This is a genomic window from Yersinia sp. 1252 StPb PI (assembly GCF_048593885.1).
In the GTDB taxonomy this organism is placed as follows: Bacteria; Pseudomonadota; Gammaproteobacteria; order Enterobacterales; family Enterobacteriaceae; genus Yersinia; species Yersinia enterocolitica_E.
In genome coordinates, this window is the sequence record NZ_JAZGQE010000036.1 from 1 (window position 1) to 13799 (window position 13799).

Here is a 13799-nt window from a genome sequence, read left to right on the forward strand (position 1 = left end):
AAACAAAAAGAAAAATAAACTTATGGAAAACAAGGTTAAATGCGATGATGGTGAGTTTTAATTTAATGATAAGGCAGAGACTGATTAAATGTTAAATTCTAGCAGTAGTGATTCTTAATGCTCGTTAAGAGATATTGCTCTTTATGCCCGCGTTGGTTAGCCCTATTTTCTTTTCCACAAAAAGAGCCGTCAGTCATAAAAAACATTTCAAAAAACAAATTTATGAGAGTAGCTTAACCTAAGACTGCATTGCCGTTTTTGATTTAGCCCCGACTAAAAGGTTGTTTAGTCCATTAGAGTCATAGATGAAATATATACTTAATCTTACGATTGTGTTTAATCCATCAGAAAAGATATTGATGGAGTTGAATGACGAAGAACGGGCGGTGACATTGTCCAACCCGGCAACCCGGCTATTGCTTGAATTTATCAAACATCAGAATCAACCAATAGAAAGAGAAGTACTGCTGAAGAATGTGTGGGAAGACTATGGTTTTACTGCATCAAACAGCAACCTGAATGCTTATGTTAGTGAACTGAGAAAAGCCCTGACAGCCTTAGGTGAAAATCCACAAGTCATCACGACTATACCTAAACATGGTTTTCAGTTTACAGCGCGGATTGAGTCAATACTGAGTACCGCACAGCCAGAGCTAGATACCGGAGAAGAACGCTATGATATAGCAGCAGAGCACTCCAAAGAAATATCAGCCACTAGCCAGCCTAATACCGCGGCCCTGATGCCAACTATTGCCCCGTTAACCCGGGAAGTGATAGTCCCGGGTCGAAAATATCTGACAATTCTAAGATCCAAAATATTACTTATTTTGGTGATCCTATCAGTATTAGGTACAGCTCTTAAGATTTACGCCAACTGGGTCGACGTTACCATTGGCAAAGCGAATTATTTACTCTCTGGCGAAATTGACCAATGCCAGATTTTTATCCAGAAAAATGCGACATTCCCTGCCGAAGGGGGGAGTCTTGATATGGCACGGCGCGACCTCAAGCAGGAAAAAATTGACTGCTCAGTGAAAAAGCACCATATCTTTTATACTAAAGGAAGTGATGGTTATAAGATTAATCAGCTCACCTTTATAGGTATATGTATTGAAGATGAACAGGGTAGATATAACGCGTGCAGAACGATCAGGATTAACTCGGGAGAGGCACGATGAAAAAAGGTTACCTTACCGTGGTTTACCTGACGATATTAGCTGCCGTCGCCATTTTCTGGGCCTATCAACTATTGCCTAAAGTTGTTTTACAGTGCGATTCTGAGCTATACCTGAAAAAAAACATTAATACCTATGATTCTGTTTCATTACTGGCAGATGTGAGTATCTTTTTATCCCGCAATGGTGATGGTTTCATAAAATTTACCGGAACGGCACAGGATAAAACATCATCATATATATTAAATCGTGCTCTGCCATTCAACTACACCACCTTGGATAATAACGGTGTTTATACAGTCAACTTCACCACTCAAATTATAAGAGCTATTGATGATGTGCCAGATAATGTCTGGTCGAAATTCATTCAGACAACACGTGATGATGTACAGTATTTTGTCAGTGTAAAAAATATAGATAAAAACCTCTATGTCATTAATGGGTTATCATCTCCTGTGTTAATTTGTGCAACCCCCTGAATAACGTCCCCTATCGCCAAAAGAAAGCCCCTTTATTTCTATGATTAATGAAGCAACTCGAGAGGTTGTGAGGTATTTGTCATTTTACCCATCACAAAAGCCAGATTGGCAGCGGCGACCAGCGAAGCGGCGTGGGCATCGGTACTCATCTGTTGTGCATTCAACAAGCCATTGGCCGCTTCGTTAGCGACCGTGATGGTACCTACACCATTACGATAAGATTCCAGTGCAGCGTCATAGGTGATAAATGACGTTTTCACCAGATTGAGTGCCGCCTGATTAGACTCAAGCGCCGAGTGCAAAGTATCCGCCGCCACCACGATTTCACGCACCGCCAACTCCTGAGTTTTCTTAAATCCTTCCGCTGCAACTGCCGCACGAGACTCCGCCTCTTTGACCCGCGCCGCCCGTATCCCGCCATCGTAAAGAGGAACACTGACCCCCACCAAAATGCTAGAGGATGAAGTCTGCTGGCTAATCCCAGGTAGACCCTGAATATCAAAGCGCCCATCACCGCCTGCGACTGCTCCGGCAAGATAGACTTTTGGCAAAAAGTCGGCCTCAGTGGCTTTGATACCTGCCTTGGCAGCTTCAACCGCCGCATAGCTGGCTAACACATCAGGCCGCTGGGAAAGGGCCAGACGAATCATATTTTCGGTCGGCGTGCTGGCAACATCTGGCAAAGCGCGGTCTTCGGCATAAGCGATGTTGATATCTAATGAGGGAGAAACCCCCATCGCCCCCAGTAATGCCTGATAAGCATCGCGTTCCGTACCTTTTGTCATCACGCGGCGCAGTTCAGACTGTGCCACCTGTTGGCGCGCCAACGCCACTTCGACGGTGGTGGCAATACCATTTTTTTGACGTTGTTCGGCAGCATCTTGAATCTTTAAGCTATTTTTCAGCGTTTGCTCTGCTATCTGCCTCTGGGTCTGCGCGGCACCATATTGGAAATAAGTCCGTGTGACATCGTAGATTAGCTTCTGATGCATCCCATTAAAGCTAACATTGGCGGCATAAGAGGTTTGTTTAGCTGCGTCAAGTAATGCACTACGCTGCCCAAAATCAAAGATAAGCCACTGTAATGCCAGCGCCGGAACAACTGCGCTCCCGGAGGTATTAACATCCTTATGGCTGCCAATCGCGTAAGGTAACGGTGTGCTGGTACTCTGGTAGCCACCAATAACACTGGCTGAAATGATCGGTAAAAATACCGCCTCCCCCATACCGACAGCCAATGCAGCCTGTCGCGCTTGCTGCCAGGCAATGCGGGTATCTGGATTCTGAGTCTGGGCAATATCAATCAGCTCAGGTAATGAGTAAAGATGTCCGCTCTTTATTGCCGGTGGCTGAGGAAGTTCTGCCACCAGCGGATTAGCTGGCACAGAGAAATTACCCGCGCCCGCAGCACTGCCCGTATTGGCATCCGCGACCCAAGGTTCGGAATAGGAGGCTGGCGCGAGGTCAAGTCGCTCAGTGGCACACCCCGTAATCAATATGCATAAGCCAGCCGCCGTGCAAATAAGGCCCATTTTGGCTATCCTGGCCGTCAGTACCGCGTGAGTCGTCATGTCATCAAGTTCCCAGAAGTTCCCCGAGTCTTTTTATACGTTGCCCAATAGTCAGTTCAACTGGCGATAACCCCTGCCATGAAGATTCCCTCTCTGGCACGTGCTCGCCTTGTTGCGCGGTAATGTCACCGACAAGCGAGAGCTGACGCAGTTGTTCCACATCAGACGCCGATTTTTCAGTCGGTAGAAACAGCACTGGGCACAATTTACTCATTTCTGCCAGTATTGCGTATAAGCGTGCGCACTCTTCTCGTGAAGGGCGTAATTGTGCTGGCTCAAAGGGAACCAGTGCCAGCTCTTCTCGCGCTTGGGTAATCTCCGCCTCAATGGTTGTCGCTTCTCTTAGTGCCGCAGGCCGTGCATCAGGCGACAGCGCTGCCAAATTTGTCAGTCCCGTCAACGTGTTACTAATATGTATGCGCACCGCATCTACGATAGCCACCGGCCACAACCGGGTAAAAATCAAATACACCACCAGATTACCCAGCAAGATCCCAAGCACCCTATCGAGTGCCACCCCCAGATCTGTACTTGGTCCGAAGCCTTGCAACACCGTCAGCAGGAATGCCAGCCCGACCTGCACACCGGCATAAGCGATACGCTCGCTGCCACAGGAAACCCAAGCGGCCAATAGAATGCAGCCAAACACCAGCGCCATCAATTGACCAATATCACTCAGGTAGGGAATAATGAAAATGATCGCCAGAACCCCCATTAACGCGCCGATCAAGCACCCGATAATCCGCAGTACCAGTTTATGCACTGTCTCACCGGTGGTACCTAACGCCGCGACATAGCAGGTGATCATGGCAGTATGGATATCCTGCCAATCCAATGCGGTATAGACCAGATAGCAAATCAGGGCGGCGGCGGTGGTCTTTAGCGCAAAACGCTGATGAGCAGGATTGGTCAGTGCATCTGCGGCAAAGAATGAGGATTTCGGGGCAGCCAAATCTTGCCCATTATCCGCATTCGCCAGTGCTAGCAGTGCGTTTCTGATTTCATTGATCTCATCACCCGCATTCTCAATAGCAAAGTGAGGGGTAACAGCAAGATTGCCCGCCGCTATCGCCTGTGCCGCATCGCGACAGTAGCCCGCGAGTTCGATACGCTCATTCTCTGGTGAGCCAGCAGATAAAGCTGACGTTGCCAATAGCAGGCGATAACTGCTTTTTACGGCACTTTCCAACCAGGCTGCTTCTGGCGAGGGGCGTAGATGGAAGATACGTACAAAAAGCGCCCGCTGTTGATGCTCATTTTGCCCTTCCTGTAGTAGCTCGGTTAGCTTAGCCATATTGGTGGCATCGGGTTGGCGCAATGTCTCGGCTACGGTGAAAAGTCGCTCGGCTAAACTGGCCCGCAATAACGTCTGGGGTGCCCGGCCAAAGAAAAGGTTAAAGCTAATAATCAGCAACATCGGGGAAACCGCCATTAACCAGGCATACAACAGCCCCCGCGTTGCGACCTCACCCATGGGTATATCACTGAGCAACGTCATCACAAACGCAATAACCAGCGCAATAATACTCCCCACCGGGCCGAGCTTACTGGCTGAGCCAAGATAGAGAAACAGAAACGAACTGACAATCAAGGCTGCCATGCGCAGTGGCGCGGCTTCCAACGTGAAATGAATAAGCAGAAACACCAGACCAACCACCAGCGACACCAGGATGGTGATAGCAATCGCCATCACCATGCTTTCTACGCCGTCCGGTTTCATGACGAAAATAATCAGATAGCAACTGATAGCCGATTCCGGGATGCCATACACCATGGCAACCATAGCCATCAATGCACAGAGTGCAGCAACCCGCCAGGCCATCGCCACTCGCCCAGGGAAATAGGCTAAATCCGCTTTTGCCTGACGGATTATGCCACCGAGCGTACCGTCAGCAACCGTCGTCATTGCGCACAACAACCACAGCAGTCGCCCCGATTCGCATCAGGTCCTCCGGCGGTTTTTCCAGACTGATTCTCACTGGGAAACGCTGAACAACACGTACCCAATTTAATGATTTCGGGACATAAGGCAGGCCACGTGGAATATTCAGCATATCCTCAGAGCTGACGCCCCAACCAATCCCCTCAACTCGCCCCTGAATCGCGCGCTGTCTGTCCGCCATAACATACACGGTAGCGCAATCCCCCACGTTGATATGCTTCAATTCCGTTTCACGGAAAAAGGCCGAGGCATGCCAATGTTCAGTATTGATAAGGGTAAAAATGGCCTGATCCGGGACGACAAACTCCCCGGCCGAGACCGTCAGCCCCACCACCCGACCATCATGGGGGGCTCGTACTTGTGTATTCGCCAGTTCCCGTTCAGCAATAGCCAGCGCCGCACGCCGTGCCACTACCAACGCTTCAGCGGCCGCAGTCGTACTGACTAAAGCCTCGGCAGCAAATGACTGTTTTAATGCCTGTTTCAGGCTAACCTCGGCGTCGTGTTTCGCCGTCGCCGCATCATCGACCTGCTGGGCGGTGACATAACCTTTAGGGAGCAGAGGTTGTAGCCGGGCCAATGTCTGAGTCGCTAACTTGAGATTGGCTTGCGCCCGTACAATCTGTTCATTGGTAATCGCGGCATTGGATTGTTCAGCGACCACCGTCCGTTGCTGGGTATCGCGAGCCGCCTCTGCCATTTTCAATTCAGCTTGCGCCTGTGCGACTTGCAGCCGATAGAGATCCGGCTCGATGGTAAACAGCAGGTCACCCCGCCGGACTTTGCTGTTTTCCACAACATTAATCGAGATAATACGGCCAGGTACCGAACTGGCAACATGCACCACACTGGCCCCTAATTCTGCATCTTCAGATAATGGATTCAGGGTAGTCTGCCGCACGGAAAGCCAGCCTGATATCACTGCCGCGACGATGATAACGCCGGCGACGATAAGCGCCAGTTGCCGCTTACGCCCACTCCCTGATAGTTTATTCATATTCATCATTCATCGTGTAAACAGTAATAGGGAACTGATAAATGCCACAGCAAGCGCCAGGCAGACATACACCAACAGCCGCCATGGCAGCACCTCATCAATACCCACCCGAATAAACAGAATGCGAGCCATCACTGCCACAACTATTCCGATAAAAGCGCACGCCATCCAGGATGGAAAGTAAGAGCCCACCAATGAAAATGAGGGCGCCGCTACGCCGGTGCAGCCGCTCAGAACAATAACCGATAACAGAACTAACGACCCGCGCCATAAGTTCAGGTTGGTACTCGCTAACCCCCTGAAAAAAAACCACTCTGGCTTCCTAAGGGAAGTCATATCATTCATTATTCGGCCTCAGTTAATGCGGCGTTAACAGGCAGAAAAACAGCTATTCGATCATAAAAAGCCACTACAGATCGCTGCCCAACGTATTTTTGAAAATTTGCCCATCTTTCATAATGAGCCGGAATGCTTTCTCTGGCCGAGCAATGAGTTGAATATCACTCAGTGGATCACCATCAACCAGAATCAAGTCAGCCAGTGCGTCATTCTCCACCACACCCAACTTACCGGGATACGGGTTTCTTGGACCGGAGAAGGCACAGAGTTCAGCATTAACGCTGGTGGCCATCTTGAGAATTTCAAGCGGTGAGTACCAGCGAGTCAACTTGGCCAATTGAGCACCCTGTCGGGTTGCCAGTCGGGCATCGAATAATGTATCGGTGCCCCACGCTGTCTTGATGTTATATTTTTTCGCCAACCTATAGGCCGTATCAGTACCGGCAACCATCTCAAGCTGCTTGGCACGTGATGCCGGACTGGCCATTGGCACCGCATCCTCGTCGTCAAGGAAGGGTTGTAAGCTCCACCAAATGCCTTTTTCTGCCATTAACTGGACGGTCTCCTCATCCACCAACTGGCCGTGTTCAATACATTTAACCCCACCTTTAATCGCCATGGTGACCGCCCGTGCCGTATAAGCATGGACGGTGACATAGGTACCCCAATTCTCAGCCGCCGTAACTGCCGCTTGAATCTCTGGTACAGATCCCTCGGTCACACTGATAGAGTCATACATAGAGGCTACACCACCCCCCGCCATGTATTTGAGTTGCGACGCGCCTCGCATCAATTGTTCTCTGGCACGCAGTAACACCTGATCGGCACCATCGGCAATCGCCGTCATACCTACGCGCTCGGCATAACTCAAGGGGTCTGATGGCGTATGCGGTAATTCACCAATCAGACGGAAATCGCCGTGCCCACCAGTTTGAGTGATAAATGCGCCGGAAGGATAGATACGTGGCCCGACCGTCACCTGCTCATCAATAGCGCGTTTCAGGCCAAAAACCGGCCCGCCCATATCACGCACCGTGGTGAAACCACGCAATATAGTCGCCTGCGCCTCTGCAATTGCCAGCGCCTGGATATAATTGAAATCTGCTGTCATCGCCGTCATCATTGATGGCCGAGCCATAATGGCGTGCCAGTGTGCGTCGATAAGCCCTGGCATCAATACACCGCCACCACCGTCTATCCGTTCCACATCCGGTGGCAATGCTTTATCAGCCGGCTCTACCGACTTGATCCTGTTACCTTCCACTAATACTTGCAATCCATCGCGCAAATGGTCTGAAACACCATCAAAAAGGCGAATATTAACAAAGGCCATCACACGCACAGTATTGGCCGCGACATCTCTTCTTTGCTGGGTCGCTCCTGGGATCGCCGCAGCAACGGTTGCCGCTGTTATAGGGGCAGAATGAGCAGCTTTCTGAGCAAACACCGTATTGATACGAACGAACGCCGGACTATGGCAAAGACAACAATCAGAATGAGTGTGGGGAAGCGCTATCAAAGGCATATGAGGCATTGTGTTCTCCTTATATGAACTCTCCCTCCATCAATAACCAGAGGGCCGGTTTTCAATCATAGAACAAATTTATTACGTAACGACTTATTTTAATGGAAAAAATCAACCAGAAATCGTGACAACGCTCTGATCCTGACATGATAAAGCGGATGTTACCGTGATGAACCGACCTAAGCACGCCCTGCAAGTAGAACGTGCTTTTTACTCATTTCTGCTGTGCCGCCCACCAGGATAATAAGCGTAAACAAGAGGAGTAATAGTCTTCTTCTGGTTGTAATACTGCCGTTAATTGAGCAGCATCACCTAAGGTAAGATCCCGTATCGCCAGCATCCCAGGTGTCAGTGCATATTCCGCGGTAGCCCCCGTAACAACATTGACCCATGCCGGTGTTTTTAAACGCGAAAAACCTTGCCAATAATCAATAAAAGGCGCCAATGCACTGCCATTATGCCCTCCCCAACTGAGATATAATGGAATACGCACCGCATCAAAACTAAAACGTGCAGGCCAACCATTGGCCGGTGCGAAACTACCATCCGACCGCAATGACACCCAATCAGTCGGCAAATTGACTTTGCCAAGCTTCATCGCGGATAACTGCTGGATAGCATCGTCATTCAAGTCTTTCCATATTTTCAAATGACTGTATTGGTAGAATGCATTCCAGGCTGGAAATATGTAATAAGACGGGTTGATCACAACATAACTGGTATGATTAAAACTTGCAGAGCCTGGCAATAATACATGGTAACCGGCAAAGTTAATGACCGTGTGTTTAATAATAGCATTCTGTATTTGATTAGATTGACTCGTATAGTCGCGATTGTGCCATTTATCCCCAGCCAGTAATAATGCCCAGGCAATCAATATATCGCCATCTGTAGCATTATTTTTATCAGCAACTTTTACTTTAGCATTCGGCTCATACCGCCATGAAAATAATCCGGTATCTGCATTGTATAATGTCTTTTGAGTCCAACCCAATAATGAATCAAAGGTAGGCCGGTCATCATTGAATACGGCAAGTAGCATACCAAAACCTTGCCCTTCGGTATGGCTGATATCATGGTTACCCGTATCAACAACTCGGCCATCGGGCTTAAGAAACCGGCTTTTAAATTGTTCCCAGCCGGGCTCATAAGCCTGTACTCCGGTGGAAAACAGTAGGCCAAATAGCACACCGGCGGTAACAACAACACGCATGACCTTCATAATTAGCATAATATGCCTCAAATGCCGTTTTTATAACGGAACACTAATGGACCTTCGGTTTTATTATCCAGCCAACGGACATTCACTTCTGACTGCCCTCCTTGCTGTCTGAGCCACTCCTTATAAATACCTTCTAAAAATGTTGCAAATGCAGTTTTCCACTGCGACTGTTCAGTCAGATTGTCCGTGTCCGGCCATGCACAGTGACTTAACTGCATTTCCTGTTCATTCGCGGCAATGCGCAAAAATCCCCAATGATATCTGGACCATAGATTATTAATTTGATCTTCAAACTCACCCACGGTCTGACTTATCGGTAAGGGGTTATGCTGTGCCAGTTGAGTCCCCATGTTGCGGATAAAAGCCCTGCCATCCGCACTGTCAGCATTAGCCTGAATACCTGAAAAAAGCACTTGCACCACATTTTGCCATCCCGGCTGATGCTGCTGCTGACGGTAATAATCCTGTTGTTCCGAAAGATAGTTATTCTCTTGCATGATTATTTCCCATCCAACAAATATCTGAAGTAGACCAAGGCGGTAGTCTCGGAGTAGTCGCCAAAAGTATCATAGCCAACCTGCCCGCCGATCTGCATATTCTTCTGTAAGTTGTAACTGCCATCAGCCTTGAAGTTATATCCAATGCCATTTTTACTTTGCGCAGCATAACGGGATTCAGTGCTATAACCATCACGCACCAATTGCTCCAGTTGAGCCTGCAACTCTGGATTATTCGGGAAATATTTACTCTCATCCTGCGAATAGGATTGATAGCCTACCGCCCCACCCAATTTATAATTCCAGTTACCATAACGTTGGCTATACTCAACCGGGAAAGAGACACTGACATAATCTTGTGGACTGAAATAGCCCCCTTGACCGTAACTGAAATAACTGAGATTTTTAGAGAAATTCATATAGCTGATATTGATGCCCGTTTTTAATTCACGGTCATCATAGCGGTAAGGACGAATATACGCGCCTACTGAAGAGTTAATTGAACCATTACTCGGAACATTATCACCGATATAATTGTAATAATTTAATCCTGCATAAAGGCCGGCATCGCCATCGTCATAGCTCAGGTTTAAGCCCCCCCCATTCTTAGTGACTGCCCCCCATTGCGATCCGCTGATCTTATCGGTTGCACCCACGTATGAAAGCAAGCTATCCGTCACTGGCCGACGTTCTACTGTCATCGCCAGTTTAGCGAATTCGCCAAGCTTAGGTGCCCATTGCACGCCGCCAATAAGGGCACTCATATCTTGCCCTAACGGCGTGGTACCAATGTCGGCTTTATAATCTTCCCCCGCCAAGGCCAGTGCCAGTTCTACCCCTGACTCACTTTGTGGGCCTGGGGAGTCGGCGGTGAAATCATTTGGACTAAAGGTTTGGGCTGTGACCAGATTATTAGCCGCCAGTTGTTTGGCACTGTTGGCATCATTTTCCACTACCCTGGCATCAACACAACCTTGCGTTCCAGCGCCTGCGCCATTACACGCACTTTCTCTATCCGCTTGAGCCTGCAATTGAGCAGTTGTCGCCGCCGCTAATACCGCCGCTGAGTTAGTTGCGGCAAGTGCTGATGTCTCTGTCGCATTTTTAACTTCCAAACCCTGCTGCAATGCCCCGGTACCAAAACGGTTACTGCCCGTACCTGAGGTTGAACCTGCATTGAGGGATACCGGCGTGACGGTAAAACTCAGGCGGGAGCTATCAAAAGGCACACCGGCAAAGGTGAGCGGGGCTTTGGCTTCAGTCAATTGACTCAGGCCCGATTCACCATCGCGACTGCGAATACTGATATTGGCCTGCGCCCAGCTGGCAGTTTTATCCTGTAAAGTATCCAGCATCTGATCAACTTGCTTCAGGGTGCCGTTTTGCGCAACGTTAGCGGTAGGTGCCAGATTATTGACTCCCCCCATGGCAGCGCCTTCTGTGCCCGCATTTTGCCACGGCAACACCGCGCCATAGCTTGAATTGGTCCGCGGCTGCGTGCGGGTGGTCTGGTTAATAAACGGATTGTCGCTAAGTTGTAAACCAGCAATATTCGCGCCACCAACACTGTCTGCCCCTTCCAGCCCAATCATTTTACCTTTGGCGGAACGTAACAAAGCCAGAGCCTGCTCATGATCCCCTTCAGCTTCCGCGACCCGGGCAGCAAGCAATAAGCGCTCAGGGGTTCTTGGCCCGCGCATTCCCAACATCAATTGTCTGGCGCTCTGGACATCACCATTAGCCAGTGCCACGTTTACCGCCCCTACCCGCGCCCCTTCATTAGTCGGATCACGTTTTAATAAATAAGCATAAACTTTACCGGCTTCATCATTCATTTTACCGGATTGGTAAAGACGCCCCATCGCCAGCATCAGGTCAATATTTTGCGGATCACTTTGTAGCGCCACAATCAACTTGTCATACGCCGCAGCATACTGGCCTTGCTCACGCAATGCATCGGCCTGATTGATAGTGGTCCCTAGTCGTAATCGACTGATCTCTATCGGCGAACTGCCACTTTGAATCGCGGGATTACTCAATAAGGCTTCCGCTTCTTGCGTCAGGCCAGATTGCGTCAAGACACTGATTTGTGACGCATAATCGCCCGCCTTGCCATGAATGCCGTTATTGATATTTTTACGCACTAAACTAACCGCCGTGGTGCTGTCACCAGCAGCCATCAAATCTTTAGCCAGATTACCGACATCAGCAGGGGCGGTAGGCGGATTTTGTGCCAGTCCGCGCAATATTGCCGCAGCACTGGCTGAATCACCCTTTGCCAGAGCCGTTTCTGCTGTCGCTATTTTTTGATTGAACTCCACACGGTCAGCCAGCGCACGGACCTCTTTAGTTTGGCGGGCTGGCGGGATCTGATTGAGTAAAGCATTACTGGTTGCCCAATCTTTGTTTTCAGCGGCAAACAAAGCGGCAGCATATAGATTATCCGCCGGTGCGCCGGGAGCCGAAACTTCAGCCATCAGACTTTGCGCCTGGGCTGTATTTCCTTGTTGTTGCAGTATTCTCGCCATATCCAGACGAACCCAGATATTCGATGGCTGCTTAGTTAGCGCCTGTTGTAACAGATTTAATGCCGCCGCAGGATCATTACGTTGCAGCGCTAATGCAGCCTCACGACGAATCGGCTCAACATTGATCCCGGCGGGCGCGGCGGCGGGTTTGAGATTGTTTGGCACGGTTTGTAGCACTTGCTGTGCCTCGGCATCATTCTTTTGCTGCCGCAATACATAATACAGCCCCAATTTCGCATCATTATTTTGCTGTTGCTGCGCCAGGATATTGCGGTAAGCCTGTTCAGCAGCACTCAAATCACCTTTGCGCCGCAACAAATCAGCCCGGAACAGCGCCACCGCAGTGCCTTTGTCCCCTGTGGCCTGTGCCAATGGGGCGCTCAATGCCAGCGCACCGTCAATATTCCCGCTGGCAAAGGCTTTTTTAGCTTTATCCAACTCGCCGTAGAAATGGGCATCTTGCGCTTGCGCCGCCAGTTGTGCGCTGTTTGCCCCACCTTGTTTGGCCGCCTGAGTCAGGTAGTTTTCTGCATTGGCGAAATCACCACTGCGCAAAGCGATAAACCCCAAACCCGCTAATGCATCGCCATCGTTAGGGTTGATCGCCAACACTGACTCAAACTGGCTTTTTGCCTTGGTTAAATCACCGCGATTAAGTTCACTGTAACCCTGGCCTTTTGCTGCTCCACCGATATTCTTTTTATAGTAATCGGCGACAACCTGAGAGTCGGGATGGCGTTGTTGATAGGCCTGATAAAGCCCTTCATCTGCCGGTTGCGGTGTTATCCACATCAGTGCCTGGCGCAAAGCAGCATCAGCTTCGCGGTTAGTCGCCGCCAGACTATTAAGCATGGCAATACCATCACGGCGGGTTGTCTGTTGGTAGGTCAGTACTTTACCCAGCGCCACACGGGCAGCAACATCATTTGGGGATTGTGCTACACGTTGCTGTAATTCGGCGATAGCTGTTGGTAACGTCGCCGCATCCCCCGCCATGGTCAAGTAATATTCTACCGCTAAATTATCCAACGGTTTATTACCGTTAAATAAATTCTGATAACTCTCAATCGCCTTGGGAATATTGCCCTGGCTGGCAAACTGGCGCGCTGCCGCTAATTGGCTCGGCGAAATGGACTGCATGACTTTGGCATTATCTAACGACTGCAAACGTGGGTCATCCGGGGAGGCCGCATTTAATTTTTTACGCCATTCAAGCGACTCGGCTTTATCCCCTTTTTCAGAGGCATAAAGGGACATTAGATATAAAGCATCAACGTTGGTAGGATCGACCATCAGGATCTTTTGCAGCGCGTTAGTCGCCAGATCATTATGGGCTTTCTCATGCCAGTAGGTGGCCTGATCTAACAATGCCTTTATCGCTGGCGTATTCTCTGCCGCCTGTCCCCAGACAGGGATTGCAGCAAATCCGACCATCCCAGTAAGCAACAGGGCATTAATCAATGGTGACTTTACATGACTTGATTTCATATCAACCCCGCTCCATACAATAGGCCCACATCATCA

Annotated in this window: 10 protein-coding genes; 2 read left to right on the top strand and 8 right to left on the bottom strand. The window is 49.4% G+C overall.

Going from position 1 to position 13799, the window contains the following annotated elements; genetic code table 11:
* Positions 1 to 305 precede the first annotated feature (305 nt).
* Both V2A85_RS07860 and V2A85_RS07865 read left to right on the top strand, forming a co-directional pair.
* Positions 306 to 1178, top strand: coding sequence for a winged helix-turn-helix domain-containing protein (locus tag V2A85_RS07860; RefSeq protein ID WP_372560577.1), 873 nt, complete (start codon positions 306 to 308; stop codon positions 1176 to 1178).
* Entirely contained in the window at positions 1175 to 1654 is a 480-nt protein-coding gene (locus V2A85_RS07865) for a FidL-like protein (RefSeq protein ID WP_420071201.1), read from the top strand. The genes V2A85_RS07860 and V2A85_RS07865 overlap by 4 nt, the downstream gene beginning before the upstream one ends.
* A gap of 44 nt (positions 1655 to 1698) precedes the next feature.
* On the opposite strand, the gene V2A85_RS07870 is transcribed toward V2A85_RS07865, so the two are convergent.
* The 8 genes from V2A85_RS07870 to V2A85_RS07905 all read right to left on the bottom strand — a co-directional run bounded on the left by V2A85_RS07870 (position 1699) and on the right by V2A85_RS07905 (position 13763).
* Complete coding sequence (locus V2A85_RS07870; protein ID WP_420071202.1) at positions 1699 to 3225, bottom strand: TolC family protein; 1527 nt, start codon at positions 3223 to 3225, stop codon at positions 1699 to 1701.
* A gap of 4 nt (positions 3226 to 3229) precedes the next feature.
* Positions 3230 to 5131 carry an FUSC family protein gene (locus V2A85_RS07875; protein ID WP_420071203.1) on the bottom strand — a complete coding sequence of 634 codons (1902 nt, stop codon included), beginning with the start codon at positions 5129 to 5131 and terminating at the stop codon, positions 3230 to 3232.
* A complete protein-coding gene (mdtN, locus tag V2A85_RS07880) occupies positions 5115 to 6164 on the bottom strand; it encodes a multidrug transporter subunit MdtN (protein ID WP_372560573.1) in 1050 nt (349 codons plus the stop codon). Before mdtN ends, V2A85_RS07875 begins: the two co-directional genes overlap by 17 nt.
* A 9-nt stretch (positions 6165 to 6173) precedes the next feature.
* Entirely contained in the window at positions 6174 to 6509 is a 336-nt protein-coding gene (locus V2A85_RS07885; protein ID WP_372560572.1) for a YtcA family lipoprotein, read from the bottom strand.
* A 64-nt stretch (positions 6510 to 6573) separates the two neighbouring features.
* A complete protein-coding gene (locus V2A85_RS07890; RefSeq protein WP_420071204.1) occupies positions 6574 to 8037 on the bottom strand; it encodes an amidohydrolase family protein in 1464 nt (487 codons plus the stop codon).
* A 205-nt stretch (positions 8038 to 8242) separates the two neighbouring features.
* Positions 8243 to 9259 carry a glycosyl hydrolase family 8 gene (locus V2A85_RS07895; RefSeq protein WP_420071205.1) on the bottom strand — a complete coding sequence of 339 codons (1017 nt, stop codon included), beginning with the start codon at positions 9257 to 9259 and terminating at the stop codon, positions 8243 to 8245.
* Between the two features lie 8 nt (positions 9260 to 9267).
* Entirely contained in the window at positions 9268 to 9747 is a 480-nt protein-coding gene (gene bcsD / locus V2A85_RS07900; protein ID WP_372560570.1) for a cellulose biosynthesis protein BcsD, read from the bottom strand.
* A gap of 2 nt (positions 9748 to 9749) precedes the next feature.
* Positions 9750 to 13763, bottom strand: a complete 4014-nt coding sequence (locus V2A85_RS07905) for a cellulose synthase subunit BcsC-related outer membrane protein (RefSeq protein WP_420071206.1) — start codon at positions 13761 to 13763, stop codon at positions 9750 to 9752.
* Positions 13764 to 13799: the final 36 nt, after the last annotated feature.

Coding starts and splice junctions, on each gene's coding strand:
- V2A85_RS07860 (WP_372560577.1), top strand. CDS start 306: ATGAAATATATACTTAATCTTACGATTGTGTTTAATCCATCAGAAAAG.
- V2A85_RS07865 (WP_420071201.1), top strand. CDS start 1,175: ATGAAAAAAGGTTACCTTACCGTGGTTTACCTGACGATATTAGCTGCC.
- V2A85_RS07870 (WP_420071202.1), bottom strand. CDS start 3,225: ATGACGACTCACGCGGTACTGACGGCCAGGATAGCCAAAATGGGCCTT.
- V2A85_RS07875 (WP_420071203.1), bottom strand. CDS start 5,131: ATGACGACGGTTGCTGACGGTACGCTCGGTGGCATAATCCGTCAGGCA.
- mdtN (WP_372560573.1), bottom strand. CDS start 6,164: ATGAATAAACTATCAGGGAGTGGGCGTAAGCGGCAACTGGCGCTTATC.
- V2A85_RS07885 (WP_372560572.1), bottom strand. CDS start 6,509: ATGAATGATATGACTTCCCTTAGGAAGCCAGAGTGGTTTTTTTTCAGG.
- V2A85_RS07890 (WP_420071204.1), bottom strand. CDS start 8,037: ATGCCTCATATGCCTTTGATAGCGCTTCCCCACACTCATTCTGATTGT.
- V2A85_RS07895 (WP_420071205.1), bottom strand. CDS start 9,259: ATGCTAATTATGAAGGTCATGCGTGTTGTTGTTACCGCCGGTGTGCTA.
- bcsD (WP_372560570.1), bottom strand. CDS start 9,747: ATGCAAGAGAATAACTATCTTTCGGAACAACAGGATTATTACCGTCAG.
- V2A85_RS07905 (WP_420071206.1), bottom strand. CDS start 13,763: ATGAAATCAAGTCATGTAAAGTCACCATTGATTAATGCCCTGTTGCTT.